We start from the raw sequence: 25574 nt of genomic DNA on the forward strand, positions 1-25574 counted from the left end.
TCCTCCTTGGAGTGCCCGTTGACTATTGTCTTGTTGGGCTATCGAGCCTAGGACTGGCGGGACTGTGCTGGCAATGGGACAAAATCGGCGTGAAGTCGGGTCAGGGGGAAAAAGCACGCTATCTCAGCCACTTGTCGTTAAAGACAAATTTCTTCTAAAAAGCGGTTTTTTAGCGCTATCCGTGTTGCGTAATGCGTGCAGCCTGTCGCGGCTCTTATAGATATTGCGCTACCCAGGGCCACAACCAGGGCAGCGCCAGCGCCGTTACCAGCCCGCACAGGCCTAGCGCCAGTCCGGCAAAAGCACCGGCTTTTTCCCCATATTCGAAGGCTCGGGCGGTGCCGATGGCGTGGGCTACCAGGCCCAGTGCAAATCCCTTGATGCGGTCGTCGGTGACTCTCAACAGGCGGAAGATGGGGCCAGCGGCCAGGGCGCCGACGATGCCGGTGATCGCCACTGCGCCGGCGGCCAGTGACACATAGCCACCGGTGGATTGCACCACCTCCACGGCAATCGGGGTGGTGATGGATTTGGGCGCCAGTGAACCCACCACTTCGGCGGGAGCGCCCAGCCACCAGGCCAGTCCCACGGCAATGGCGGCAGAGATAAAAGCGCCCAGCACGGTGGCGATCAGGATCGGTGTGAGCACGCTGCGTACCGTGTGCAGCTGTCGATAGAGAGGCCAGGCCAGTGCTACCGTTGCCGGACCCAGCAGAAAGGAAATCAGGGTGGTCTGGTCGCGGTATTCCACGTAGTCCACGCCGACCAGGGGTAGCACGACAATCACCGGAATCGAGGCCACCAGAAAGGGGTGAAACAGGGGCAGGCTGTTGCTACGGCCGTACACCCACAGGGCAAAGCGGTAGCTGACCAGGGTCAGCAGGATGCCGAACAACGGGGTGTGCACCAGGTCTGCAAGGTTGTCGAGCCTATCAATCATGGCTGCCTCCCCGCGACTTACCATGTTTGCCGCCCAGCAGCTTCTTCAGCATCAGGGTGACCAGCACCATGCTGAGCAGGGTGCCTAGCACCACAGCCACGCCCAGTGCCAGGGCATAGTCTTCGTAGCGATGCCATTGCAGCACGATGCCTACCCCCAGCGGGAAGATCAGCAGGCTGATGTGCTTGATCAGGGCGCCGGCGGCAGGGGCGACTCGCTGGCTGAAGGGGGCATTGAGTAGCAGGGCCAGCAACAGCAGCACCATGCCGACCACGGAGGCGGGCAGGGGGATGCCGGTGAGGCGGATTAGCACCTCACCAAGAAACTGGAAAAACAGCAGGATCAGCAGGCCGTCGATCATGGGGCGATCAACGTTTGGGGAGCGGGCGGAACAGTTGCACCAGCGCCACCAGCAGCAGGCCGGAAAAGACCACCAGTGACCAGGCTGGCAGGCTCAGGCCCAGGAAAGCCCAGTCCATTTCTGCGCATTCCCCGGAGCCCGCCAGCACTTCCTGGATCACGCTTTGCAGGGGGAACACATCCAGCATGTAATTGAGGCCGGGACCACAGGCGGGCACCTGATCCGGCGGCAGGTTTTGCAGCCAGATATGACGGATGGAGATGGCGCCGCCGCCGATGGCAGCCAAGCCGGTGAGCAGACCGTAAACACGCACACCAATGCGCCCGGGGCCATGCAGAGCCGCAATCAGCAGAATCAGGGCGGCAGCTATCACGCCGATGCGTTGAAAGATGCACAACGGGCAGGGTTCCAGGCCATCAACGTGCTGCAGATAAAGGGCACCGGCCATGGCGGCAATACAAGCCAACAGGGCAAGCAGGTTAAGCTGACGGGGTGCTGGGATAAGGGACGACATGGGCCACTCTTTTCGTCGGGGACCGGCGAAGGGTAGGCAAAAGCGGGGTTGGCGGCAAGGGGGGGATTGAACCGTGGGAGCGGTCGTTAGACCGCGATCTTCATGGGACAGGGCATTCGCGGTCGAACGACCGCTCCCACAGGGTCGAGGTAGAGGGTGGGGCTGCTGTTTGTTCGGATGGTGTCAGGCCTGCCTGGCATCCTGCTCCTGCAGGTTGCGATCATGCCAGGCCTGGATACCCGCTTCCCACCCCTGAAACCACCATTCTGCCAGGGCATCATCGGCGGAATAAGGACAGCGATTGTTGTCGCCTCCACCCATGCCCCACATACATCCTTGATTGTAGGCTTTTTCGCACTGATCACGATCTGGCATCGCGACGCTCCCTTGCCTGTTTGTCCGAGACTACCACCGCAATACAGACTGAACAGGGAAGAAGTACGTCTTTTTGTTGTGAAATTGCACAAAAACCGGACGGAACGGTGGTGTTGAGACGCGGCGCACAGCGGCCTTGTGACAACCGCCCCGGGGTATAAAAACAACCCGTTTCACCACAGAGCACACCGAGAGCGCAGAGCTAAGGTCTTTCTCAGTGTGCTCTGTGCCCTCTGTGGTGAAAATGCCTTTTGCTGTCAGAGTCACTCACGTGGTTGGTCGGGGCTTCAGTCGCGGAAGTAATCCGCCAGGTAATCCTCGAAACTCTGGGTCTCCGCGTCTTCCCAATGGCGCTGCTCGGTGAGGCTGTGTTCGGCCAGTTGTTCCAGGCGCTGGTTGGTCTCGTCGCAACGCTGGCGTGACAGGAAGTGATCCCGGTGGGCCAGAGCCTGATCCATGGCGAACTGAAAGAAACTTTGCTGACGGCTTTCCAGCTTGTCGAGAATGCGCGCGGACGGGGTAGTGTCCGGGTTGTCCACTTTTTCCTGTTGGCGGGCCAGGGCATCGCTGTAGTTGGTGCCGCCGTGAGTGCGGTCGAAAAGCTCGGCAATGGGCTGCATCTGGGTGAGCTTTTCGCTGGCCCAGTCTTTCAGGGAGACGGACTTGCCCCAGTTGCACAGTTCGATGGCTGTGTTGCGCCCCTCGTAGACCACCTTGCGCAGGTTCTCCTTGCTGGCATGGAGATCGCATTTTTCCAGTTGTGGCGATTCGCGCAACAGGCAGTAGGTGGCGAACAGATCCAGGAAGCGGATTTCCTGCTGGTTAATGCCTACCGGCTCGAAGGGGTTCAGGTCCAGGGCGCGAATCTCGATATATTCCACGCCGCGTTGCTGCAGGGCGGTGGTGGGGCGCTCGCCCTTGTTGATGGTGCGTTTGGGGCGGATCGAGGAGTAGTACTCGTTCTCGATCTGCAGGATGTTGGCATTGAGCTGGCGATAGTCGTCGCCCACCTTCACCCCGATCTTGTCGTAGGCCGGTTCCGGCGTCTTGATGGCATGGGTGAGAGTGGCGACGTACTCGTCCAGATTGTTGTAGCTGATGGCCAAGGACGACTGGGCATTGTTCTGGTAGCCCAGGTCGCTCATGCGCAGGCTGGTGGCGTTGGGCTTGAACAGGGTGTGGTCAAAGGTATCCAGCTGGTGTTCGCGACCTGCCAGGAAGGATTTGCACAGCGCCGGGGAGGCACCGAAAAGATATACCAGCAACCAGGAGTAGCGTTGAAAATTGCGGGTCAGGTCGAAATAGCGCCTGGAGATATAGTCCTGTAACGGGCCGTTTTCTCCCTCCAGCACCTGATTCAGTTTCCAGAATTCTTCCGGGTAGGAGAAGTTGTAATGGATGCCGGCGATGGTCTGCATCTTGCGGCCATAGCGGTGGCCCAGACCTTCCCGGTAGACGCTCTTCATGCGCCCCACGTTGGAGCTGCCGTACTGGGCTACCGGCACGTCGTCATCGTTGCGGATCATGCAGGGCATGGAGTTGACCCACAGCACCTCATCATCGATATGGCTGTACACATAGCGGTGCAGTTGTTCGAGAAACTCCAGCGGCTTGTGCAGCTCGGTGCTGGGTGGAGTAATGAATTCCAGCAGGGCTTCGGAATAGTCCGTGGTGATATAGGGGTGGGTCAACGCGGAGCCCAGCGCCGGCGGATGTGGCGTCTGTGCCAGGGTGCCATCGGTGGTAATGCGCAGGCTTTCTTTCTCAATGCCGCGGCGGATGCCGGCCAGGGTGGCGGCGGCGTCTGAATCCAGCAGGGCATGGATGCGTTGTTCGAGCTGTGCCATAGCAGGCGGTTCCGTTATCGAACTCCGGGTGACGAACAGGCCATCGGCATGTCCGCCCTACATTGCACGGGAGCGGCACCCTGTTCCCCTGCGCCCCCGCCACTGGCGAGAGCGGCGCGAGAGGAAGAGGGTGCCGCCGTTTCCGTCAGCCTGAGCCATGACTACAGGCGCTTCTTGCCTTTTTTCTGCTCGTCCTTGGCCTTGGCGAACAGATCCGCAAAGGTGCCGCCAGCGTTGCTCTGGGCCTGGCCGCCGCCGCGTTTGTTGCCGCCCTGACGCTGGCCGCCGCCATTGCCCTTGCGGGCACTGGCAGGGCGTTGCCCGGCGGCTTTCTCGGCGGGCTGGTCGTCCATGCGCATGGTCAGGCTGATGCGTTTGCGGTCCAGGTCCACTTCCAGCACCTTCACCTTGACGATATCGCCGGGCTTGACCACATCATGGGGGTCTTCCACGAACTTGTCGGCCAGTGCGGATACGTGCACCAGGCCATCCTGGTGAACGCCGATATCCACGAAGGCGCCGAAGTTGGTCACGTTGGTGACGGTGCCTTCCAGCATCATGGACGGTTTCAGGTCCTTGAGTGTTTCGACCCCTTCCTTGTACACCGCCGCCTTGAATTCAGGGCGTGGGTCACGGCCGGGTTTTTCCAGCTCGCTGAGGATGTCGGTGACCGTGGGCAGGCCGAAGGTGTCATCGGTAAAGTCGGCGGCGTTGACCTTCTTCAGGAAGGGCACGTCAGCGATCAGGTCCTTGAGCGGCCGGCCGTGTTTCTCGGCGATTTTTTCCACCAGTGGGTAGGCTTCCGGATGGACGGAGGAACTGTCCAGCGGGTTGGCGGCGTCCATGATGCGAAGGAAGCCGGCGGCCTGTTCGAAGGTCTTATCACCCAGGCGTGGCACCAGCTTCAGGTCGGCCCGGGAGCCAAAGGCACCGTGGCTTTCCCGGTAAGTGACAATGTTGCCGGCGATGGTGGTGTTGAGGCCGGCGATACGGGCCAGCAGCGGGGCGCTGGCGGTGTTCACGTCCACGCCCACGGAGTTCACACAGTCTTCCACCACCGCGTCCAGGGAGCGGGACAGCTTCAGCTGGCTCACATCATGCTGGTACTGGCCCACGCCGATGGCTTTCGGGTCGATCTTCACCAGTTCGGCCAGCGGATCCTGCAGGCGGCGGGCGATGGAGACGGCACCACGGAAGGATACGTCCAGATCCGGGAATTCCCGGGCGGCGGTTTCCGAGGCGGAGTACACCGAGGCGCCGGCCTCGGAGACCATGATTTTCTGGATGTTGCCCTTGCTGGCCTTGACCACTTCGCCGGCCAGCTTGTCGGTCTCGCGGCTGGCGGTGCCGTTGCCGATGGCGATCAATTCCACCTTGTGCTTGAGGCACAGGGCAGCCAGGGCAGACAGGGACTGGTCCCACTGGTTTTTCGGCTGGTGCGGGAAGATGGTGCTGTGCTCCAGCAACTTGCCGGTGGCATCCACCACCACTACTTTCACCCCGGTACGCAGACCCGGATCGAGACCCATGGTGCACTTGGGGCCGGCCGGGGAGGCCATCAGCAGGCTCTTCAGATTACGGGCGAACACCTGAATGGCTTCTTCCTCGCCCAGCTCACGGACCCGGCCCAGCAGTTCGGTTTCCAGGTGGGTGTTGAGCTTGATCTTCCAGGTCCAGCGCATTACTTCCTTGAGCCAGTCATCGGCGGCGCGGCCCTGATGCTGCCAGCCGGTTTCCGCAGTGACCATGGCTTCGCAGGGGTGTGGCTGGGCGCTTTCCAGTTCTTCCGGCAGCACCATGGAGACATGCAGGATGCCTTCGTTGCGACCGCGGAACAGGGCCAGAGCCCGGTGGCTGGGGATATTCTTGACGGCTTCGCTGTGGTCGAAGTAGTCGCTGAACTTGGCGCCTTCCTTCTCCTTGCCGTCGACCACCTTGGCCTGAATCTGCGCCTTGTCCCACAGGAAGGTACGTAGACGGGTTAGCAGATCGGCGTTTTCGGCGAAGCGTTCCATGAGAATCTGCTTGGCGCCGTCCAGGGCATCCTTGGCGCTAGCAACTTTGTGTTCTTCGTTCAGGAAGCCGGCGGCCAGCTCTTCCGGGTTCTGGCTCGGATCATCCAGCAGACCGTCGGCCAGCGGTTCCAGGCCGGCTTCGCGGGCGATCTGGGCGCGGGTGCGGCGCTTGGGCTTGTAGGGCAGGTAGAGATCTTCCAGCCGGGTTTTGGTATCGGCGGCCTTGATCGCCTTCTCCAGCTCCGGGGTCAGTTTTTCCTGCTCGGCAATGCTCTTCAGGATCGCGTCGCGGCGTTCTTCCATTTCGCGCAGGTAGCGCAGCCGTTCTTCCAGGTTACGCAGCTGGGTGTCGTCCAGACCGTCGGTTACCTCTTTGCGGTAACGGGCGATAAAGGGGACGGTGGCACCGTCGTCGAGCAGGCCTACGGCAGCGTGGACCTGGCGTTCCTGACAGCCGATTTCCTCGGCGATAATCTGTTCAATACTGCGCATGACATTTCCTGGCTGCGTGCGGCCTGCCGACGTATTGCGTGCAGGCGTAAAACAAAACGACCGAAATCATAGGCAATGATCCCGGTCGTTAACAGATTGACTTGTCGAAGCGGCTATGTTGCGGGGCTGGACTAGCCCAGCACTTCGTTGATCTTGGCGATCAGCTCGGCTTCCTTGGGCGGCTTGATGATATAGCCGGCTGCGCCCTGGCGTTGCCCCCAGACCTTGTCGGTCTCCTGATCCTTGGTCGTCACCAGGATCACCGGAATCTGTTCGGTAGCCGGGTCACGGGTGATTTTGCGGGTGGCCTGGAAGCCATTCAGTTCCGGCATCACCACATCCATGAGGATCAGGTCAGGCTTTTCCTCACGGGCTTTTTCGATACCTTCCATACCATTGGTGGCGGTGATGACCTCATGGCCTTCGCCCTGAACGATCTTGACTAGATTGGTCAGTTGAGTCGGCGAGTCGTCCACCACAAGAATTTTGGCCATGTTGCTCTCCTCGCGCCGATCCTGCTGTGCGTCGGCGGTACTTTGTTTTTGTCTGTTTGCTTTCAGACGCGAATAATACCAGTCACTGGTCAAAAGGTAAGCTGTCGAATTATGGCACTGTGATGCCGTTTTCGGTCAGCGTGTCAGGGTATGGGCGCTGCGCCGACTCCAGAACAGCAATGGCAGTACGATTACGGCAGTGAAAAGGCTCCAACCTGCCAGTGACCAGAACGCGCCAGCCAGCAACTCCCCTTGCCGGCCTGACAGAGGCGCCAATGCCGCTATCAGCAGACTGCCGAAACCTGTCACCAGCAGCCAGTGTACAGCCAGCCCGGTGGCCCGCTGCCGGCGGCGGAACAGTTGCCACAGGAAGGCGCCACCCAGCCCCATCATTACTAGCCACAGCAGCGCGGAAGGCGCTATCACCAGCAGCCCGGCATCGGCTTTCAGTGCCTGCAGCAGCAGCGGTAGTTTGCCCACTATCGTCAGTAACAGCCAGGGGCCGAGAATCGTCACCCACCACAGGTGCCCACCCAGCCCCTGGGGACCCGCTTGCTGGCGGTAATGGATGGGGTCGAAACGCCAGGCGCGGCGGGCCAGTTCGCCCCAGTTGGTTGGCGCCAGGTGCGGGCCCAGGCCCTGAAAGCGGTCACGCTGTTCTTCGATCAGCATCAGCATGGCCGGCACCACCAGCAGGATCAATACGGTGCCGAACAGCAACCCGAAGACAATGCTCACCGCCATGGGCTTGAGGAACTGGGCCTGCAGGGAGCTTTCGAACAGGATCGGGGTGAGGCCGGCGATGGTGGTGATGGAGGTCAGCAGCACGGCCCGCAGTCGCCGCACACAGGCCTCCACGATGGCCTCGAACCGTTCCATGCCTTCGGCCACCAGTTGTTGGTAGAAACTCACCAGCACGATGGAATCGTTGACGATAATGCCGGACAGGCCGAACAGCCCCATGGCCGAGAACATGGAGAACTTGATGCCGAACGGTGCGGTGAGGATATGCCCGATCACCGCGCCGGTGAGGCCGAAGAAAATGGCGGTCATGATCGCCAGGGGCCAGGAGTAGGAACTGAATACCCAGGCCAGGACCACGTAGATCAGCGCTAGCCCGAGCAGGGCGCCGGTGGCCATGTCCTTGAGGTTGTCAGCCTGCTCCTGCAGCTTGCCCTCGTAGCCGACACCGATGCCGTATTTGGCTTTCAGGTCGGGCAGGGTGCTGTCGTTGAGGCTGGCGATGATTTCGTTGGCATTGCCCTGCTCCGGGTCCAGATCGGCGTAGACCGTGACCGCCAGTTCGCCATTCACTCGGCGTAGCAAGTCCACACCCTTGCGGGCGTCGAAGTTCACCACATCACGCAGGGCGATGGCTTCCCCCTGGGGGGTAATGACGGGCAGACGTTCCAGAGCGCTGAATTGTCGCCGCTCGTTGTCTGGCAGCATCACCCGCACCTCGATTTCCTCGTCTTCCTCGTTGTACAGCTGGGCCAGGTTGCCGTCGAAGGCAGCACGTAACTGGCTGGCCACTTCATTGAGGGTCAGCCCCAGGGCCCGGCCTCGGGCGGTCAGTTCAAAGGTCAGTTGTTCCTTGCCGTAGGGCAGGTCGTCGTCCACGTTGCTGACCCCGGAGAAATCGTTGAGGCGTTCCTGCAGGGCAAGGGAGGCCTGTTTCAGAGTCGGCGCATCGCTGCCGGTTAGCTTCACTTCGATGGGCTTGCCGGGCGGGCCGGCTTCCGGCTGGGAAATGGTTAGCTGGTCGAGGCCGGCGGGCAGGGTCAGTTTCTCCCGCCAGCTCTGGATAAGTTCGTCATTGCTGATTTGTCTGTCGGAGCCCACATAGACTTCCACCACCAGGGTGCCGTATTCGTCACCGTATTTTTCCATCCGCCCGCCGGGGTTGGGGAAGCCGGCGGCGGCACCATGATGGCTGATCACGGTCTTGACCAGATGGCCGCCCAGCTCCTCATTGGTCTCGTTCAGGGCGCTTTCCAGTTGCGCCAGGAAGCGGTCCACCTGGTTGCGGTCGGTGCCGGAGGAAAATTCCACCACCGCGCGAAGCTGGTCGCCATCCACCGGTGGGAAGAAGGTGAACTTGAGCCAGCCGGTGGCGATCAGGCTCAGTGCCAGAATGAAAGCGGACACGGCGGAGACGCTGACCAGGTGGCGGTGGCGGATGGCCCAGGCCACCAACGGCCGGAAGCGCTCTTCACGCAGTCGGTTGAAACCCGCATCGATACGTTCGCGTAGCCCCGAGGCCTTGACCTGAATGCCCCGGAAGCTGTGATGCAGGTGGCCGGGCAGCACCAGAAAACATTCCAGCAGGGAGGCCAGGATCACGCAGATCATCACGAAGGGGATATCGAAGGCGATCTTGCCCATGGCGCCGCTCATCATCCCCAGTGGCAGGAAGGCGGCAATGGTGGTGGTGCTTGAGGCCACTACCGGCCAGAACATGCGTCGGGCGCCGCCCAGGGCGGCACGCTGGGCGGACTCCCCCTGCTGCAAATGGGTGAGGGTGTCCTCACCCACCACAATGGCATCGTCGACGATGATCCCCAGGGCCAGAATCAGGCCGAACAGGCTGATCATGTTGATGGTGCCGCCGAACAGCCAGACCAGCCCCAGGGTGGCCATGAAGGATACCGGGATACCCACGGTGACCCACCAGGCCACCCGGGCATTGAGGAAGAAGTAGAGCGTGGCGATGACCAGCAACAGACCGGTAATGCCATTCCACAGCAGGGTGGAAATACGCTCCTCCACCAGCTTCCAGGCCTCGAAATAGAAGGTCATCTGCACGCCTTCCGGGAGGGAGGTGCGGTAGTCGGCACCCCAGCTGCGTACCTTGTCGGCCAGTTCCAGCATGTCGCCGTCTTCGCCGCGCATCACCTGTAGCTCGATGGCCGGGTTGCCCTGGTAGGTGAGGGTGGGTTGGTCATCCCGGGGGCGCCGTTCGATGATGGACACGTCGCCCAGGCTCAGCTGCTGGCCATCGGCGGTGGTGATCAGGGGCAGGTCGGCGAAGGCTCTTTCGTCACGGCGTTGGCCCAGGGCGCGCAATTGCTTGGCGGCGTCATCCCGGCCCACGGTGCCGGCGGGAATATCCTGGCTGAAGTTGCGCACCCGATTACCGATCTCGCCAAGACTCATGCGCAGATCATGGAGGGCGGCAGCAGGCACCTGGATGGCCATTTCCTCTTCCGGCAGGCCGAGGAATTCCACCTTGCCGGCCCCCAGGGCAAGGATCTCGTCCTCCATGTTGCGCACCAGCGGGCGCAGCTCTTCCAGTGAGCCGTTTTGCGTGGACACCATGATGGAGGTGACCAGGGAATAGTTGGTGATCTTCTGGATTACCGGTCGCTCCGCGTCCTGGGGCAGGTTGCGGATGGAGTCGATACGCTGGCGCACTTCATCCAGGGCCAGCCCCAGATCGGTGCCGTCTTCCAGTTCGATAAAGATGGCGGAGGCGCCCTGCTGGGAGCGGGCGATCAGTTTCTTGGTGTTGGGCAGGGTCTTGATGGCCTGCTCCACCGGGATGGTAATGGAGCGCTGCACATCCTCGGGGCTGGCGCCGCGCCAGGGGATAGTGACGGTGATGTAGTCAAAATCGAAATTCGGGAACAACTGGGTGTTGAGCCGGTTGAGGCCGAGAAACCCGAGCATCACCATCAGCAGCATCAGCAGGTTGGAAGCAACCTTGTGCTGGGTGAAGCTGGCGATCAGACCCCGCGACTCACTCACCGGAGGACTCCTCTGGCGATGCGATATCGGCGTTGCTGCCAGGTACCGGTTGTGGGTCCACTGGCAGGCCGACAATGGCCTGGGGGAGCTGGGTGGTCATGATGCGCTCGCCGCCCTGCAGGTCGGGGACTTGCAGTAGCAGTTGTGATTGCGACTGCTCCATGGCTTCGCCGACGATGTCCGCCGCTGTGCGCTGCAGACGGTTGTCGTCATCAATGATGTAGAGCCGGTTCAGTCCGTGCAGGGCGGTGGCGGGCACGGCGATCAGGTTGTCCCGGGCCGGCAGTGTCAGGGTAATGGTCAGCGGGCGGCCCAGGGCCGCAGCGGGAACGCCGTCGACAAATTCGAACAGCCCATCAATGCCGCCACGGGCATCGCTGGCTTCACCGGCCAGCCGTTTCAGATTCAGTGCCAGGGTGCGGCCTTCCAGTTCGGTGCTGGCGGCCAGCTCACCCTGGTCGAGACCATTGCGCACGGCGGCCAGATAACGTTCGGGAATCTGCGCGCGCACTTCCAGATCGGCGTCGGCGAACAGGCTGAGCAAGGGCTCTCCGGGACGCACCCGTTCCCCCGGTGCCACCGGAATGTGCGTCACGGTGCCATCGAAAGGGGCTTCAACACGAGTGCGGGTCAGGTCCAGTTCTGCCTGCTGCAACTGGGCTTCGGCGCTTGCCAGGCGGGCTTCCATCCGTGCCAGCTCATTCTTGAAATCGCTGACACTGAGTTGACGCTGACTCAGCGACAGCTCGGCGCGCGCCTTTGCTTCTTCTGCCTGATCCAGTTGGGTCTGGGACACCAGTTGCTTGCCACGCAGGGATTGCAGCCGTTGTAGATTATCCTCGCTAAGCTGCGCCAGCTGCTTTTCCAGGGCCAGATTTTTCTTGTCGCTCTGGTAGCGAAGCCGGGTGGTTTGCAACTGGGCGGCGGCCTCATCGCGGGAGGCCTTGGCCCTGTCTCTGGCCAGGGCGGCCTCGGTGTCGTCCAGCTGGATTAGCAACTGACCGGCGCTGACCTTGCTGCCTGCCCGCACCGGGATAGTTGCCACGTTAGCGGTGACCACGGCGGTCAGATTAGCGGCACGGGGTGACTGCACCCGCCCAAACAGCTGGATCTGGGGCGAATGGGCGCCGGGGTCGGCCAATATAAAACGCACCCGGTCGTGGCGTTCGCTGACATCGCGGGTGGGGGCCGACGGCTTGAATACGGCCAGCAGCACAATGGCCAGAATCGTCCCCAGGATGACCAGGGCCACGGGTGGAAGCTGTTTCAGGCGGTCTCGCAAGGGAGGAATCCTTTATTGATAGCCATTCTCATTTGTCGCGTACTGTAGCGATTTCTTTTTCTCATGCCTACTTTGAGGGTGCTTCTGTACCGACCACAATGACCCAGATTCGCAGACTGCAATGTTTTTATACAATCTACTCAGGCCATTATCTTGCACGTTCGGTCCACAACGCGTAAATCAGAGTCTGCGATAAGTGGAGGCACCGTGACAGAACAACAGGATAAGATTCTCGTCGTCGACGATGACGCCCGTCTGCGCAGTCTGCTGCAGCGTTTTCTCGAAGAGGCTGGCTATGCCGTGAAGGCAGTGGGTGATGCGGAACAGATGGATCGGGCCCTGTCCCGGGAACTCTATTCGCTGATGGTGCTGGACCTGATGCTGCCCGGTGAGGACGGCTTGTCCATCTGCCGCCGGCTTCGTGAGGCAGAAAACCGCATGCCGATCATCATGCTCACCGCCAAGGGCGATGACGCGGAGCGTATCGAGGGGCTGGATGCTGGTGCCGATGACTACCTGCCCAAGCCGTTCAACCCCCGCGAGCTGGATGCGCGCATCCGGGCGGTACTGCGTCGTCATGTGCGTGAATTGCCGGGGGCGCCGAGCAAGGAAGAAGGCGAGGTGAGTTTCGGCCCATGGGAGCTGGATCTGGGCAACCGCACCCTGCTTCGCGACGGTGACCCGCAGAACCTGACCACCGGCGAATTTGCCGTGCTCAAGGCGCTGATACAGAATCCCCGTGAGCCGCTGACCCGTGACAAGCTGATGAGCCTGGCCCGGGGTCGCGAATGGTCGGCCATGGAACGCTCCATCGATGTGCAGGTGTCGCGCCTGCGCCGCCTGCTGGAAGACGACCCCTCCAAGCCCCGCTATATCCAGACAGTGTGGGGCGTGGGCTATGTGTTTGTGCCTGACTGAGAGACGCTTCACACAGCATGCCCCACGCCCCAAGCGCGTGTTGCCTGATGCGTGCAGCGTGTAAGCTGCCTTGATGAAACTCTATCCCCGCACTGCCTTCGTCCGTTCCGCCATCGTGGTGGGGCTGGTCATCGGTATCAGCCAGGCGCTGACCCTGTGGTTTTTCGCCCGCAATGCCTACCTGCCCGGTATTCGTGAATACGCGCGCCTGACGGTGCTGCAGGCGGAGCTGGCCTTTTCTTCCTCCGGTGAGGAAGATGCTCGCCTGGCTCTGCGCCTGGCCGGCGCTACCGGTATTGAGGTGGCTACCCCGGACAACCTGCATCAGGGTACCGTGCTGTTGTCCCAGCCAGTGGTCAGCCGGTTCCGGGAAGAGGTGCAGGAACGCCTGCGCGAACCGGTAACGGTAAGGCTGGAGGACAGTCGTCAGCCGGTGCTGTGGGTCAGTGCGCCTTCTTTTCAGAAGCAGTGGTTGCGAGTGCCCATGGAATTCTTCCGCGACTATGACCGCTATCTGCTGCTCGGCTGGGGGGTGACGGTGCCGCTGCTGGCCATCATCGGTGGGTTGTTGATTGCCCGGGGCCTTAACCTGCCGCTGCGACGATTGGCCCGGGTGGCCTTGAAAGTGGGGCGAGGTGAAGCGGTGCCGGAACTGAATACCAGTATCGGCCCGGAGGAAATTCAGGCGGTGAATGCAGCCTTCAACCGTATGACCAGCGATCTGCAGCAGGCTCAGCGGGATCGAGCTTTGTTGCTGGCGGGGGTGTCCCATGACTTGCGTACGCCGCTGACCCGATTGCGTCTGTCGGCGGAATTCATGCAGGACGAGGAACTGGCCCACGGCATTATCGAAGACATCGAAGACATGGATGCCATTCTTGATCAGTTCATTTCCTTTATTCGCGACGGCGCCGATGAGCAGCCGGACCTGGAGAATCTCAACGACCTGATACAGGAAGTGGCTGGCAAATACCCTGCCGAACAGATCCGTTTTGAGCTGCAGGATCTGCCGCGCCTGATGCTCAAGCGGCTAACCGTAAAACGGATGCTCGCTAACCTGATCGGCAATGCGCTCAAGTACGGTGCGCCACCGGTGGAGGTGCGTACTGCGGTGATGGAAAACGTGGTGTGCCTGACCGTCAGAGATCATGGCAAGGGTGTTCGCGAAGAGGATATTCCCCTGCTGCTGCAGCCGTTCTCGCGGGGTGAGAAAGCCCGCACCCTCAGTGGCAGCGGCCTGGGGCTGGCCATCGTCAAGCGCATCGTCGATATGCACCACGGCGAGATTCGCCTGGCGAACCATGAGCATGGCGGCCTGCTGGTAGAAGTCCGATTCCCAGTGACCGGTAAGTTTGTGCAGCCGGAATCACTCTCCGCCGGCGTACGTTAAGGAACCTGATGATAACAAAAAAGCCACATTTTCGGGACGGGAATGTGCGCTGGCGCAACTTCTGTTTTTGCCGAGCGGCGCATTCTATTCAGCATGTTATCGACAATACTGTTAAAACAAAAAACGGCAGAAAGAATGGAAGAAATACGCTTTCGGGAATCAACAATATTGCCCCGAAAATATTGCCAAATGGACGCGGGAGAGACCTCTATGATTCGCCCTCAGTGCCAGCGCCATGCCGTGCGCTGACAGTGCTTTCTGCTACCTGATCACTGATTCCTGACCGGGAAAGTCCGTGTTATGAATGCCGATAGCCTGTCGCTGCAGTAGCAGAAACAGGTCGTTGGGCCGCACCTTTGTGCGGCCTTTTTTTGGTCGGCCTTTTAGGGAATGCTTGCTGAGTGGCGGTCAAATAAATACGCTAAAGGACTATTCACAAGCTGGGTAATTTTATGAGGGTAGTGTTAGGCGCTATGTTGTTAGCGAGCTCGGTAACGTCTTTTGCTGAATCCGATTTGGAGAACAAAAACTATTTCGGGTTTCAGTACAGCAAACTGACCCAGGAAAGTGATTTAGGAGATTTCGAGCCTACCGCCGTTCAGTTCAACCTGGGACATCGTTTTAATCCGTATGTGGCGATTGAGGGGCGTCTGGGGTTTCGTCTGAGTGAGGATGAAAAAACAGTCAATGATGTGGAATATACCATCCAGCCGGTGACTTTGTTGGCGGCCTATCTCAAGGTAGGTCTGGATGACTCGCTGCCTGTTCGCCCTTATCTTCTTGTTGGTCATTCCTCGGCAACAGCAAAACGAAAAACGGAAGTAAACTTCTTCCGTAGTATTTCTGATTCAGAAACGGTCACAGCCAGTGATCCTTCCTATGGCGGAGGCGTCGCCTTTAATTTGTCGCCGGATGTCTCTATCCATGGGGAGTGGGTAATGCTTGATGATGACGACGGCTTTGATCTGACAGCCTTTAATCTGGGCTTCCATCGCCGCTACTGATTTTTTCGGGTAAGTGCCTGCGGGCATTTTGCTGCGCTTCTCCTGCGTCCGCCCGGATAGAAAGATCAGTAACCCGCCGATAGCCAGTGCCGCGCCCACCAGGCCGGTGCTGGACCAGGCCAGGCCCTGTTTGACAGTGATGCCTGCCAGCCAGGCGCCTAGTGCATTGGCCAAGTTGAAGGCGGCGTGGTTCATGGAAGCGGCCATGGTCTGGGCGTCTTCAGCTACGTCCATCAGGCGCGTCTGCAGGGCCGGCCCCAGCGCCATGCTGGTGCCCACCAGCCCCACGAAAATGATGCCCGCCACGGTCCAGTCAGCCGCAAAATAAAAGCCTGCCTGAATCAGGGCGCACCAGATCAGAATCAACGGAATGGCCCGCAACAGATTGCCGTCGGCAGCACGGGCACCGGCAAAGTTGCCGATGATGGTGCCGATGCCGAACACCATCAGTACCAGTGGCCCCCAGCGTTCCGCCATGCCGGCCTGCTCGGTGAGAGTGGGCATGACATAACTGAATACGGCAAACATGCCGCCGAAACCGATACTGGCCACGCTCAGGGTAAACAGCACCCGCTGTTTGACCAGGGCGGACAGTTCACGGCGGGGGCTGGCGTTCGGGTCCGGAGCCTGTGCCGGTACCCACAGACGTATCATCAGGGCGGTGCACAGGGCGATCATACCAACGCCGATAAAGGCCACTTCCCAGCCGAACAGGTTGCCGCCCCAGGTGGCCAGCGGCGCGCCTACCACGATGGCAATGGTCAGCCCGCTCATCACCCGGGCCACGGCTCGGGCACGCATGTGATAGGGCACCGCCGATGCCGCCACCAGAGCAGCCACGCCGAAGTAGGCACCATGGGGCAGCCCGGCCAGAAAGCGCAGGCCCACGAAGGTCCAGAAGTCCGTGGCCAGGGCGCTGGCCATGTTGCCCACGGCAAAGACCAGCATCAGCGTAATCAGTAGACCCCGCCGTGGCACCCGGGCCGCCAGGGAGGAAATCAGCGGCGCGCCCACCACCACGCCCAGCGCATAGCTGCTGATGGCATAGCCCACATCCGGCACCGGCACCTGCAGGTCGGTGGCCACTCGTTGCATCAGGCCCATGATGACGAACTCGCCGCTGCCGATACCGAAGCCGCCCAGAGCGAGGGCGAGGGAAAGACGGAGCAAACGAGCGGAGTCGGTGGGCATGGGGGCTCCTGCGCATGGGGATGCGGTAGTGGTGACGGAGGGATTGGGATTGCCGGAATTGAATAGAGTTCATTCTAGCATGGGAGGAAATGCCATAGTGTCCCAGATGAGGGTGCCGGGCTGTCCTGCAAGCAGATAAGGAGAAGGCATGAAAGTGAAGCGCATCATGGCCAACCTGGCCACAGCGGATCCGCAAAAGGCCGAGGCCTTCTATGGGGACATTCTGGGGCTGGAGCGGATCATGGGCCACGGCTGGTTTCGTACCTATGGCTCGGCGGAAACCATGAGAGTCCAGGTGAGTGTGGGGTCGGAAGGAGGCTCAGGGAGGGCAGTGCCCGACCTGTCCATTGAGGTGGACGATCTGGATCCGGCGCTGGCACGAATCCAGCAGGCCGGTGTGGCCGTGGAGTATGGTCCGGTGAGTGAGCCTTGGGGCGTGCGGCGGTTCTATGTGCGCGATCCCTTTGGTCGGCTGCTGAATATTCTCCAGCATCTATGATGCGGGGCGCTCCCTGCCATCGTTGCAATGATGGCAGGGAGGCCGTGCACTCAGAGTGCGCTGGCGGGTACCAGCGGAAGATTCACCCGCGATGGCATGGCCGGCCCGCTGTAGATGGTCATGACGCCCAGCAAACTGGTGAGCAGATCCGGGATCGGGCTCAGGCCGTGGGGCAGGTCGCTGCTACCCACGCTGATGCGCAGCTTTTCACCGGCCTTGATCCGGGCGCTGGTGGGGAACACTTCCACATCGGCCCGGAACGGTTGCAGGGGCGTGATGGTTCGCTGGGAGGCTTCCGTATACGGGTGCCAGGGTTGAACCAGTTTGCCATTCATGAAACGCGACTTGCTGGCATTGAAGGCGCTCATGGAGGCCATCTGAATGCCATGGGTGAGTGGCCTGGCAATGCCGTTTTCGCCTACCACGCTGACTCTGACGGTGACGTTGGTATCCAGGGCGGTGGTGGAGGCCCAGATCTGCCCGGTGATCGGCCCGTTGATAACCATGTCTTCTTCCAGCGGCTCGCTGGTATATACCGCTTCCAGCAGGTTGGCCACGTTGTCTTGTGCGGTGCAGGGCGGCAGGATCATGCCCAGCACGCCGGCGGTCCACTGGCTGGCGCTGGCGGAGCACAGGCCATTCACCGGAGTCTGCAGCAGGCTGGTCTGCTTGTTGGCGACGGGCGCGTTCGGTGAAATGCTGCCGAACAGCGGGGCGCCGGGCTGGCCGTGGAGGAAAAAGGTGTCTGCTTTTGCCTGCGGGTGCGGCCAGTCGGCGGCAGTGACGTAGCGTTCCTCGCCGGTGTAATACTGGGTAACAGGCGGGTAGTCGCCGGCGCCGCTGTCCATGCCTTTCAGATACTGATCAAACCAGGCCAGACGAATATTCGACAGCGCCGGTACCCCGTCGGCGGGCAGTCCGGCGCCGGAAGACCCGTCCAGATGTTCCCAGGGGCCAATCAGCAGTTTAGCGGTGGTGTGATCTTTCAGACCCTCGTAGATCAAGGGCTCGCCGCGCTGAAAAATATCGTTGAGCCCGCCCACCACAAAGGTCGGTGCGGTGATCTTGTCGATCTGCTCCAGGGGTGAGCGGATACGCCAGAATTCGGTGTCGTATTTGTTTTCATCGCCGATCAGGGCGCCAGCCACTACCGGTACCTGGAATTCTGTCAGGGCACCCTGCAGGTGTTGCAGTGTGGTGTTGAGGTAATACCCCGGTTCATTGTTATCCAGCCCGGCGGGGGTGGGAATGATGCCGAGGCCGGTGACCAGGGTCACCCACAAGGGGATGAAACCGGCATTGATCTGGCCGCCGGTGAAGACGATATCCCGGTAGGCATCGCCCATGGGCACAATGGCAAAGATGGCCTTCACTGCCGGGTCTTCCCGGGCACCGGCGAGCAGGCCGGTGATGCCCATATAGGAGGCGCCGTTCATACCGATGCTGCCGTTGCTCCACGGCTGCGTCTTGATGTAATTGAGCAGCTCGCCAATGTCATCCTGATCAATCTGGCTGAACGCCTGCCAGCTGCCTTCCGCAGCACCGGTGCCGCGCAGGTCCACGATGATGTAGGCGTAGCCACGCTTTACCAGAGCTGGGTCGGCGGCACCGATGGCGCCCAGTGCCTGGTTATAGCCGGTAAAGGTGGCGATCACCGGAAACTGGCCGTCGATGGCATTGCCGTTTTCATCCGCCGGCAGGGTCACGGTGGCCGCCAGGCGAATGCCGTCGCGCATGGTAATCAGCTGCTGGGGCAGGTCGACGGTGTTTGGGTATTCCGCCTCGCGCTGGTAGGGCTCGCCCCAGCTCAGGTTCAGCGCAGCAGGGCCTTGCGCAGACTCGCCGTCGTCCCCGGCGCTGTCATTGGTATCGTTACCGGCGTTGGCTTCCGGGTTGTTACTGCTGTTGGATACGGTGGCCGCACTGCCTCCTCCGCCGCCACAGCCGCTCAATGGCAGTGTTATGCAAAGCAGGGAGGCCAGGAGCCATGGCCCGGGCCGCAGAAAGGATGAAGGCATGGTGCTATCCCCGAATTGTTATACATGTTTTAGCCTATGAGGATAGAAGCGGGACCGGGATGGGTCTGTTGGCACACTGGTGCAAGAAAGTGAAGGAGTCGGCGGGTTTTGTGACGGACTGTAAGGCCCCGGCAGGCGCCGGGGCGGTGGATCACAGAGCGGTTTCGAGGCGCAGCAGGGCGCCATTGCTGCTGTCGGTGAGCAGGTATAGATAGCCATCCGGGCCCTGGCGAACATCACGGATACGATCTCCCCTGTCTTCCAGCAGGCGCACTTCCGACAGCGGTTTGCGGCCATCAAAGGCCACCTTGTTAAGATGGGTCAGCTTCAGGGCACCGTGGACGGTGTTGCCCTGCCAGTCCGGGTAGCGATCGCCGGTCACAAAGGCCATGCCGGAGGGGGCGATGGACGGGGTCCAGTGGAGCAGCGGCTGGGCCAGGCCTTCCTGTTTGGTGTCGCCAATACCGGGACCATAATATTCCCGGCCATAGGTGATCTCTGGCCAGCCGTAGTTGATGCCCGCTGCCACCGCATTGATTTCGTCCCCGCCGCGTGGGCCGTGCTCATTGAGCCAGGGTTTGCCGGTGTCGGGATGCAAGGCCAGCCCCTGCGGGTTGCGGTGGCCCCAACTCCAGATGGCCGCGGCCTTGCCAGACTCACCGGCCAGGGGATTGTCATCGGGAATGCGGCCGTCGTCGTGCAGGCGAAGCACGCTGCCGGCCGGGTCCGCGGTGTTCTGGGCGCGCTCGCGCTCACCGCGGTCGCCCACGGTGACAAACAGGTAGCCGTCGTTATCAAAGAGGATGCGGCCGCCGAAGTGTTTGGCGGTGTTAGTGCAGGCTTTTTCCGCTACGTAAACATCGCGGAAGTCTTTCAGGGCGCCATCCTGGTACGTGCCGTAGCCCACCGCCGTGGTGCCGCCATTGTCGCCACAGGGTTTGGCATAGCTCAGATAAAGGCGCTGGTTGTCGGCGAAATCCGGGTGTGGCATCACATCGAACAGTCCGCCCTGGCCTTTGGCCACTACCTCCGGCACGCCGCTGACCGGGTCCTCTTGCAGGCTGCCCTCCACTAGCCGGCGCAGGGTGCCGCGCCGTTCAGTGATTAACCATTCATTACCGGGTAGAAACGCCAGGGACCAGGGGTGATGCAGGCCATCAGTGAGTGTTGTGGCCGTAACGTTGTCATTGCTTTGCGGCGCCAGAGTGGCGGCGTTGTCGGCACAGGCACACAGGCTCAGGGCGGTGAGGGTGACGGTGATCAGTGATCGCATGACGGACTCCCTTGTTCAGACAGGCTTGAGCATGCCATGCCCGGCGTGAAGGGTGAACCATGGTCACGATTGCAGGTATGTTTTCTTGATTGCCCAGGCCAGCATCAGAGGGATGAGAAAAACCACGAAGAAAATCGGTAACTCAGCCATAAAGGAGTACCCGGCGTGGACAATGCCCACGGTCATATTGATGGCCGAGGCGATAAACCAGAGCAGGGCGAAGACGGCGAGCAGGTGGTGTTGCAACCAGGGGATAAGCCGGGCGGTCAGCGCCAGTACGGCGAACAACAACAGCCCTCCGAGAATGACAGTCAACGTATGCATGGGCGGCTCCCAGTCAGAAGAGCGGCAGGCACGTTATGTGCCTGCCTGTGAGGTGTGGCTGGCACTACCGGGTAGTGTAGCCGCCATTGGGAAAGATGGTCTGGCCGGTGATCCACCAACCTTCCGTGGCCAGGAATTTGATGATGGGGGCGATGTCCTCAATTTTGGTCAGGTCCCCGTTCATGGCCTGTGACTTGTGGTAGGCCACCCGTTCCGGGGTTTCCTGGCCGTAAAAGAAGGGGGTGTCCATGGGCCCTGGGGCCACCGCGGAGACCGAGATACCACGCCCACCGAATTCCTTGGCGGCGGCACGGGTGAAGTGCTCTACCGGTGACTTGCCGCCGGCATAGGTGGAGTAGCCATCGGTAAAGGCGGCCAGCAGCGAGGTGAGTACGGTGACGATCTTGCCGTTGTCGTTCAGGTGTTTGCCCGCTTCCTTGATGAAGAAATAGGCGGACTTGGCATTAATGTCGAACATGGAGTCGTATTCTTCTTCACTGGTTTCCACGATCGGTTTGCGCAATACCTTGCCTACGGTATTGATGGCCACATCGATGCCGCCGAACTTGTCCTTGGCTTCCAGGAACAGCGCTTCCACGTTGGCTGGCCGCGTCAGGTCGCCCTGGGTCATGAAGGCTTCGCCACCCAGGTCTTTCACCGCCTTGACCGTGTCTTCCGCATCGGCACGGCTGACATCGCTGTTGTAATGCACCACGACTTTGGCGCCTTCACGGCCGACTTGCCGGCTCAGCAGGCCGCCCAGGTTCTTGGCGCCGCCCGCAATCAGTACGACCTTGTCCTTGAATCCGTAATCCGTCATCAGTCTTGCTCCTCGTTTGTGGTGTCGACATTGTCGGCAGGCTTGGCGTGGGCATAAACCGGTGTAAGCTGACAGCATATGTCGAAAATAACGAACAATGGAAAAGCATGGACCGTCTCGAGAGAATGCATATCTTTGTCCGGGTGGTGGATTGCCTGAGCTTTACCCGGGCAGCGGAAAGCCTGGAAATTCCCCGTTCCACGGTGTCCACGGCCATCAAAGAGCTGGAGACCGAAATGGGGGCGCGTCTCCTGAACCGCACCACCCGGGCTATCAAGGTCACCGAGGAGGGCCGTTTTCTTTATCAGAAGGGCTTGTCACTGTTGCAGGATTATGAACAGTTGCAGGGGGCATTTGTGGCCAACGATAGCCGCCCCCAAGGCAAGCTGCGCATCAATGTGCCCGGGCGTCTGGGGCGGCGTATTCTGGCCCCGGCGTTGCCGGATTTCCTGAATCGTTACCCGGATATTGATATCCAGATGGGGGTCACCGACCGCGCTGTGGATCTGGTTAGCGAGGGCGTGGATTGTGTGATTCGGGTGGGGGAGCTGACGGACAGCAACCTGATTGCCCGGCCGCTGGGAAGCTTGCTGCTGTGCAATTGCGCCAGCCCGGCTTATCTGTCCCGTTATGGCCGACCGGCAACCATAAAGGATCTGTCATCCCATCCCATTGTGGCGTTTGCGTCGTCCATGACAGGCAGGGTGGAGAGCTGGGAATACCGTCAGGGAGACCAGCTGGAGAGAGTGCCGCTGCCGTCCCGTGTCACGGTGAATACCGCAGAAGCACTGATAGCCTGCGCCCTGGCTGGGCTGGGGATGATACAGGTGCCGCACTATGATGTGCGCCATCATTTGGACTCCGGTCGCCTGATCAGCGTGCTGCCGGACACCGTGCCGCCACCGATGCCCATTACCCTGTTGTATCCGCATCGCGAACATATGACCCGGCGTCTTGAGGCCTTTATCGACTGGGTCGTGCCAGTGCTGAAAGACAAGGTGCTGGGGATGGCGTAGTTGGGTTTGGCGAACTTCGACATTCCTCCGGCTTATTCCCCTGAGGGTCTAAGGCAGGATGCCGATGTGGGTGAGTACATCCTGGCCCGGGAAGCCATCAGCCACCATCTGGTTGGCCTGCTGGTAGCGGGCGATGGCCTTGCGGGTGCCGGGGCCCATCAGGCCATCTTCTTCGCCGGCGTCAAAGCCCTGTTCATTGAGGATCTGTTGCAGACGGGTCACCTGTTCCCGGTTGAGGCGCGGTGCCTGTGGCGGTGTTTTGGACAGGGGGGCGGCGCCGGCAATGCGGTCGGCCAGTCGGCCCACGGTAATGGCGTAGGACTCGGAGCGGTTCCAGCCCATGATCACCCGGAAGTTGTGATAGGCCAGAAAGGCCGGGCCCTCATGGCCGGACGGCACGATCACGGCCGCCTCCATGTCCGCGGAGGGCAGGGGTTGGCCATTGGGCAATGTCAGCCCCAGTTCGGCCCAGTCGGCGAGAGCGCGTTTGTTGCCAAAACCAGTAAGCTGGTAGTCGAAATTCTTGGGCAGGCTGATTTCCCGGCCCCAACGCGCTTCCCGTTCCCAGCCTAGTGCCTGCAGGAAATGCGCGCCGGAGGCCAGGGCGTCTTCGGTGCTGCCCCACAGGTCGCGGCGACCATCGCCATCGTGATCCTGGGCGTGTTTGAGAAATACTGCGGGCATGAACTGGGTCTGGCCCATGGCGCCGGCCCAGGAGCCTTTCATCTGTGCAACGTCTACATCTCCGGCCTGCAGAATGCGCAGAGCATTGAACAGTTCGCCCTGAAAATAATCGCCGCGGCGGCCTTCACAAGTCAGCGTGGCCAGGGCATCAAGAGTGGGGATATTGCCCAGGTAGCCACCATAGTTGGTTTCCAGTCCCCAGAAGGCCACCAGATAGTGGCCGGGGATGCCGTATTCCCGGGTCAGGCTGTCGAGAAGTTGCCGATGGCTGCGGTATTTTTCTCGACCTTTTTCAATCCGTTGTTCGCTGACGCGACGGTTGAAATAGTCGGCGAAGCTACTGGTGAATTCCGGCTGGCTGCGGTCCAGTTCCACCACTTTTTCATTCAGTTTCACATCGTCCAGATGCTGGCTGATGACCTGGGCAGGCAAGCCTGCTTCCAGCCCCGCCTGACGCAGCTTGCTGATGCACATGGCGAATGTTTCCTGATCCAGCGCCAGGGCTGGGTGGCTGAAAAACAGGAACAGGAAAATCAATAAAGAACGGGTGGCCATGGGGACTCCGAAACCGTGGCAGGAACATCAATGTCAGGCAGTTTACGATGGCCCTGCCAGGGTTTCATCGGGAGAATTGCAAAATTGCCGGATTGTTCAGGGCGTTTCCTGCGGCGCCTCCCAATGAATGGTGACGGTTTGCTTGCCCCACTCCCGAGCCTCGGCCCGGTCCGCCATCAAGATGTCGATTTTGTCGGTCCAGCGCTTGTTCATCTTGTCGAGCACTACATAGGTGCCCATGCCTTCCACTTCCACTTCCGTGCGATGGGTGAGTCCTTTGGGAATGAGGTCGCGGGACACGGCGATGGCTTTCATGCCGGGTTCCAGCTGGTCGCCCCAGGCGGCAAGGCCTACATTGCCTATCTTGGTTTCCGCTTCGGACAGGGTGTACGCCGTGGCGGTGACTTCCTGGCTAATGGTGTTGTCGCTGTCACTGCATGCAGAGAGAAACAGGGCCAGCAGGGTCAGGCTGATTATGGAAAACGGTGCTTTTAGTGTCATGAGATCCCCCTTGTTGGAATGACACCTTACCGTGGCAATCCGACCGTGAAGGGGGCATGAACCCTGCCAGGCGGCTGATTCCGCAGCCTGTCAGGCAGGGGTTTCGTGAATTTCCCGGCGGACCCTGACGGCAGTGGAGCGGGCACGGATAACCCGCCCCCGGGCTTCACTGTGGGCGCGGCTGAAGGCGGCGCCGAGCAGCAGGATCATGGAGGAGTAGTACACCCACATGAGCAGGATCACCAGGGAGCCGGCAGCTCCGTAGGTGGAAGCGGTTGCCGTGTGAGACAGATAGAAGCCGATCAGGGCGCGGCCAATGGCAAACAGCACGGCGGTGATCAGGGCGGCGGGGGCCACGTCTTTCCAGCTCAGTACCACGTCGGGAAGCAGGCGAAAGATCATGCCGAACAGCAGGGCGATGACGATGATGGAGACCATGACCTCAAGTGCCAGGGCCACGCTGGAATGGAAGGGAATCCAGTTTTCCGCGTAGACCAGCAGGGTCTGCACGGCCACGTTGAGCAACAGGGATACCAGCAATACAAAGCCCAGGGACACCACCACGGTCAATGACAGCAGGCGGCTTTTGATCAGAGCCACGAGGGTATTGCGTGAGGGCCGTGGCACCACTTCCCAGATGGCGTTCATGGAGCGCTGCATCTGAGCGAATACGGTGGTGGCGCCGATGATCATGACCGTCAGGCTGAGTATGCCGGCGAGAACTCCCTGGCTGGGTGCGCGGGTGTTCATGATGGCATTGCGGATTTCTTCGGTGGCGGCGGGTCCTACGGTAGCTTCCAGCTGGCCGAGAATTTCCGCCATGGCGGCTTCGCTGCTCATCACCAACGAGATCACCTTCACGGCGAGGATGATGACCGGGGCAATGGAGAAAAGCGTAAAGAACGCCAACGACCCGGCATAGCTGGCGGCATTACCTTCCAGCCACAGGCGTATGGTGTTTTTGAGAATGCCGAACCAGTAGAGAAAGGTATCTTTCATCGTTGCCTGTCATCAGCGAGTGTTCAGGCAGTGTAGCGGGGGGAGTTGCAAGTTGAAAGTTTAAAGTTGCAAAGCGCGGGGATGTGGCGTTGCCAAACGTGTTGCCTGGGTGACCCGCGCTGCAAGGCAGGGTGCGGCGAGGCGGTTCATTTACGGCTTGTCCTGCCCGCGCGTTGCAGCTTGCAACTGACATCAATGCAGCTGTAGGAGCGGCGCTTGAGCCGCGAAATACTTGGGAAAGCGTATCGCAAGCAGTTCGCGGCTCATACTCCCAGAGCACAGAGAGCGCCGCTCCTACGGGTGCTACGTAGTGTT

Annotated in this window: 21 protein-coding genes and 1 pseudogene; 5 read left to right on the forward strand and 17 right to left on the reverse strand. The window is 60.7% G+C overall.

What is annotated here, in order from left to right:
• Window positions 1–214: 214 nt before the first annotated feature.
• From ACMG4M_RS02540 to ACMG4M_RS02580, 9 genes are all read right to left on the reverse strand, one after another.
• The gene (locus ACMG4M_RS02540) at window positions 215–940 is read right to left on the reverse strand and encodes an LrgB family protein (RefSeq protein ID WP_035246168.1); all 726 of its coding nucleotides are present in this window, start codon (window positions 938–940) and stop codon (window positions 215–217) included.
• Window positions 933–1301: a CidA/LrgA family protein gene (locus tag ACMG4M_RS02545; RefSeq protein WP_273010165.1), complete on the reverse strand. Its 369-nt coding sequence runs from the start codon at window positions 1299–1301 to the stop codon at window positions 933–935. Before ACMG4M_RS02545 ends, ACMG4M_RS02540 begins: the two co-directional genes overlap by 8 nt.
• Window positions 1302–1308: 7 nt before the next feature.
• Window positions 1309–1815: a disulfide bond formation protein B gene (locus tag ACMG4M_RS02550; protein ID WP_035246173.1), complete on the reverse strand. Its 507-nt coding sequence runs from the start codon at window positions 1813–1815 to the stop codon at window positions 1309–1311.
• A gap of 183 nt (window positions 1816–1998) precedes the next feature.
• Window positions 1999–2190, reverse strand: a complete 192-nt coding sequence (rmf, locus tag ACMG4M_RS02555; protein WP_035246175.1) for a ribosome modulation factor — start codon at window positions 2188–2190, stop codon at window positions 1999–2001.
• A 287-nt stretch (window positions 2191–2477) separates the two neighbouring features.
• Window positions 2478–4037, reverse strand: a complete 1560-nt coding sequence (gshA, locus tag ACMG4M_RS02560; protein WP_273010166.1) for a glutamate--cysteine ligase — start codon at window positions 4035–4037, stop codon at window positions 2478–2480.
• Between the two features lie 161 nt (window positions 4038–4198).
• Entirely contained in the window at window positions 4199–6544 is a 2346-nt protein-coding gene (locus ACMG4M_RS02565) for a Tex family protein (protein WP_414430668.1), read from the reverse strand.
• 131 nt (window positions 6545–6675) lie between these two features.
• On the reverse strand, window positions 6676–7038 hold the full coding sequence (locus ACMG4M_RS02570) for a response regulator (RefSeq protein WP_035246181.1): 363 nt from the start codon (window positions 7036–7038) through the stop codon (window positions 6676–6678).
• Window positions 7039–7173: 135 nt separating this feature from the next.
• Window positions 7174–10785 (reverse strand): efflux RND transporter permease subunit, encoded by a 3612-nt coding sequence (locus ACMG4M_RS02575; protein WP_414430669.1) that lies wholly within the window; start codon window positions 10783–10785, stop codon window positions 7174–7176.
• On the reverse strand, window positions 10778–12067 hold the full coding sequence (locus ACMG4M_RS02580) for an HlyD family efflux transporter periplasmic adaptor subunit (protein WP_272998395.1): 1290 nt from the start codon (window positions 12065–12067) through the stop codon (window positions 10778–10780). The genes ACMG4M_RS02575 and ACMG4M_RS02580 overlap by 8 nt, the downstream gene beginning before the upstream one ends.
• A gap of 207 nt (window positions 12068–12274) precedes the next feature.
• On the opposite strand from ACMG4M_RS02580, the gene ompR reads away from it, so the two are divergent.
• The 3 genes and pseudogenes from ompR to ACMG4M_RS02595 all read left to right on the forward strand — a co-directional run.
• Complete coding sequence (gene ompR, locus ACMG4M_RS02585) at window positions 12275–12985, forward strand: two-component system response regulator OmpR (RefSeq protein WP_272962591.1); 711 nt, start codon at window positions 12275–12277, stop codon at window positions 12983–12985.
• 73 nt (window positions 12986–13058) lie between these two features.
• Complete coding sequence (locus tag ACMG4M_RS02590) at window positions 13059–14375, forward strand: ATP-binding protein (protein WP_272998394.1); 1317 nt, start codon at window positions 13059–13061, stop codon at window positions 14373–14375.
• 473 nt (window positions 14376–14848) lie between these two features.
• Window positions 14849–15307: pseudogene (locus ACMG4M_RS02595) on the forward strand (outer membrane beta-barrel protein); the annotation flags it as partial.
• Here the strand turns inward: ACMG4M_RS02595 and ACMG4M_RS02600 are convergent.
• A complete protein-coding gene (locus tag ACMG4M_RS02600) occupies window positions 15224–16570 on the reverse strand; it encodes an MFS transporter (RefSeq protein ID WP_414430670.1) in 1347 nt (448 codons plus the stop codon). The pseudogene ACMG4M_RS02595 and the gene ACMG4M_RS02600 sit on opposite strands and share 84 nt — an antisense overlap.
• A 148-nt stretch (window positions 16571–16718) precedes the next feature.
• Here ACMG4M_RS02600 and ACMG4M_RS02605 point away from each other — a divergent pair, with 148 nt between their 5' ends.
• Window positions 16719–17069, forward strand: coding sequence for a VOC family protein (locus ACMG4M_RS02605; protein ID WP_414430671.1), 351 nt, complete (start codon window positions 16719–16721; stop codon window positions 17067–17069).
• Window positions 17070–17119: 50 nt separating this feature from the next.
• Here ACMG4M_RS02605 and ACMG4M_RS02610 read toward each other — a convergent pair whose 3' ends face one another.
• The 4 genes from ACMG4M_RS02610 to ACMG4M_RS02625 all read right to left on the reverse strand — a co-directional run bounded on the left by ACMG4M_RS02610 (window position 17120) and on the right by ACMG4M_RS02625 (window position 21504).
• Complete coding sequence (locus ACMG4M_RS02610; protein WP_414430672.1) at window positions 17120–19087, reverse strand: CocE/NonD family hydrolase; 1968 nt, start codon at window positions 19085–19087, stop codon at window positions 17120–17122.
• Between the two features lie 151 nt (window positions 19088–19238).
• Window positions 19239–20360, reverse strand: coding sequence for a PQQ-dependent sugar dehydrogenase (locus ACMG4M_RS02615; RefSeq protein ID WP_414430673.1), 1122 nt, complete (start codon window positions 20358–20360; stop codon window positions 19239–19241).
• Between the two features lie 63 nt (window positions 20361–20423).
• Complete coding sequence (locus ACMG4M_RS02620) at window positions 20424–20684, reverse strand: hypothetical protein (RefSeq protein ID WP_035246189.1); 261 nt, start codon at window positions 20682–20684, stop codon at window positions 20424–20426.
• Window positions 20685–20748: 64 nt separating this feature from the next.
• Window positions 20749–21504 (reverse strand): SDR family oxidoreductase, encoded by a 756-nt coding sequence (locus ACMG4M_RS02625; protein WP_414430674.1) that lies wholly within the window; start codon window positions 21502–21504, stop codon window positions 20749–20751.
• A 107-nt stretch (window positions 21505–21611) separates the two neighbouring features.
• On the opposite strand from ACMG4M_RS02625, the gene ACMG4M_RS02630 reads away from it, so the two are divergent.
• Entirely contained in the window at window positions 21612–22520 is a 909-nt protein-coding gene (locus ACMG4M_RS02630; RefSeq protein WP_414430675.1) for a LysR family transcriptional regulator, read from the forward strand.
• Between the two features lie 48 nt (window positions 22521–22568).
• On the opposite strand, the gene ACMG4M_RS02635 is transcribed toward ACMG4M_RS02630, so the two are convergent.
• The 3 genes from ACMG4M_RS02635 to ACMG4M_RS02645 form a co-directional block, all read right to left on the reverse strand.
• Window positions 22569–23759 (reverse strand): lytic murein transglycosylase, encoded by a 1191-nt coding sequence (locus tag ACMG4M_RS02635; protein ID WP_052042564.1) that lies wholly within the window; start codon window positions 23757–23759, stop codon window positions 22569–22571.
• A gap of 96 nt (window positions 23760–23855) precedes the next feature.
• Entirely contained in the window at window positions 23856–24260 is a 405-nt protein-coding gene (locus ACMG4M_RS02640; RefSeq protein WP_414430676.1) for a 3D domain-containing protein, read from the reverse strand.
• A 90-nt stretch (window positions 24261–24350) separates the two neighbouring features.
• A complete protein-coding gene (locus ACMG4M_RS02645; protein WP_035246193.1) occupies window positions 24351–25259 on the reverse strand; it encodes a YihY/virulence factor BrkB family protein in 909 nt (302 codons plus the stop codon).
• Between the last annotated feature and the right edge of the window lie 315 nt (window positions 25260–25574).

It is taken from the genome of Alcanivorax sp. IL3 (assembly GCF_047495465.1).
Classification (GTDB): Bacteria; Pseudomonadota; Gammaproteobacteria; order Pseudomonadales; family Alcanivoracaceae; genus Alcanivorax; species Alcanivorax jadensis.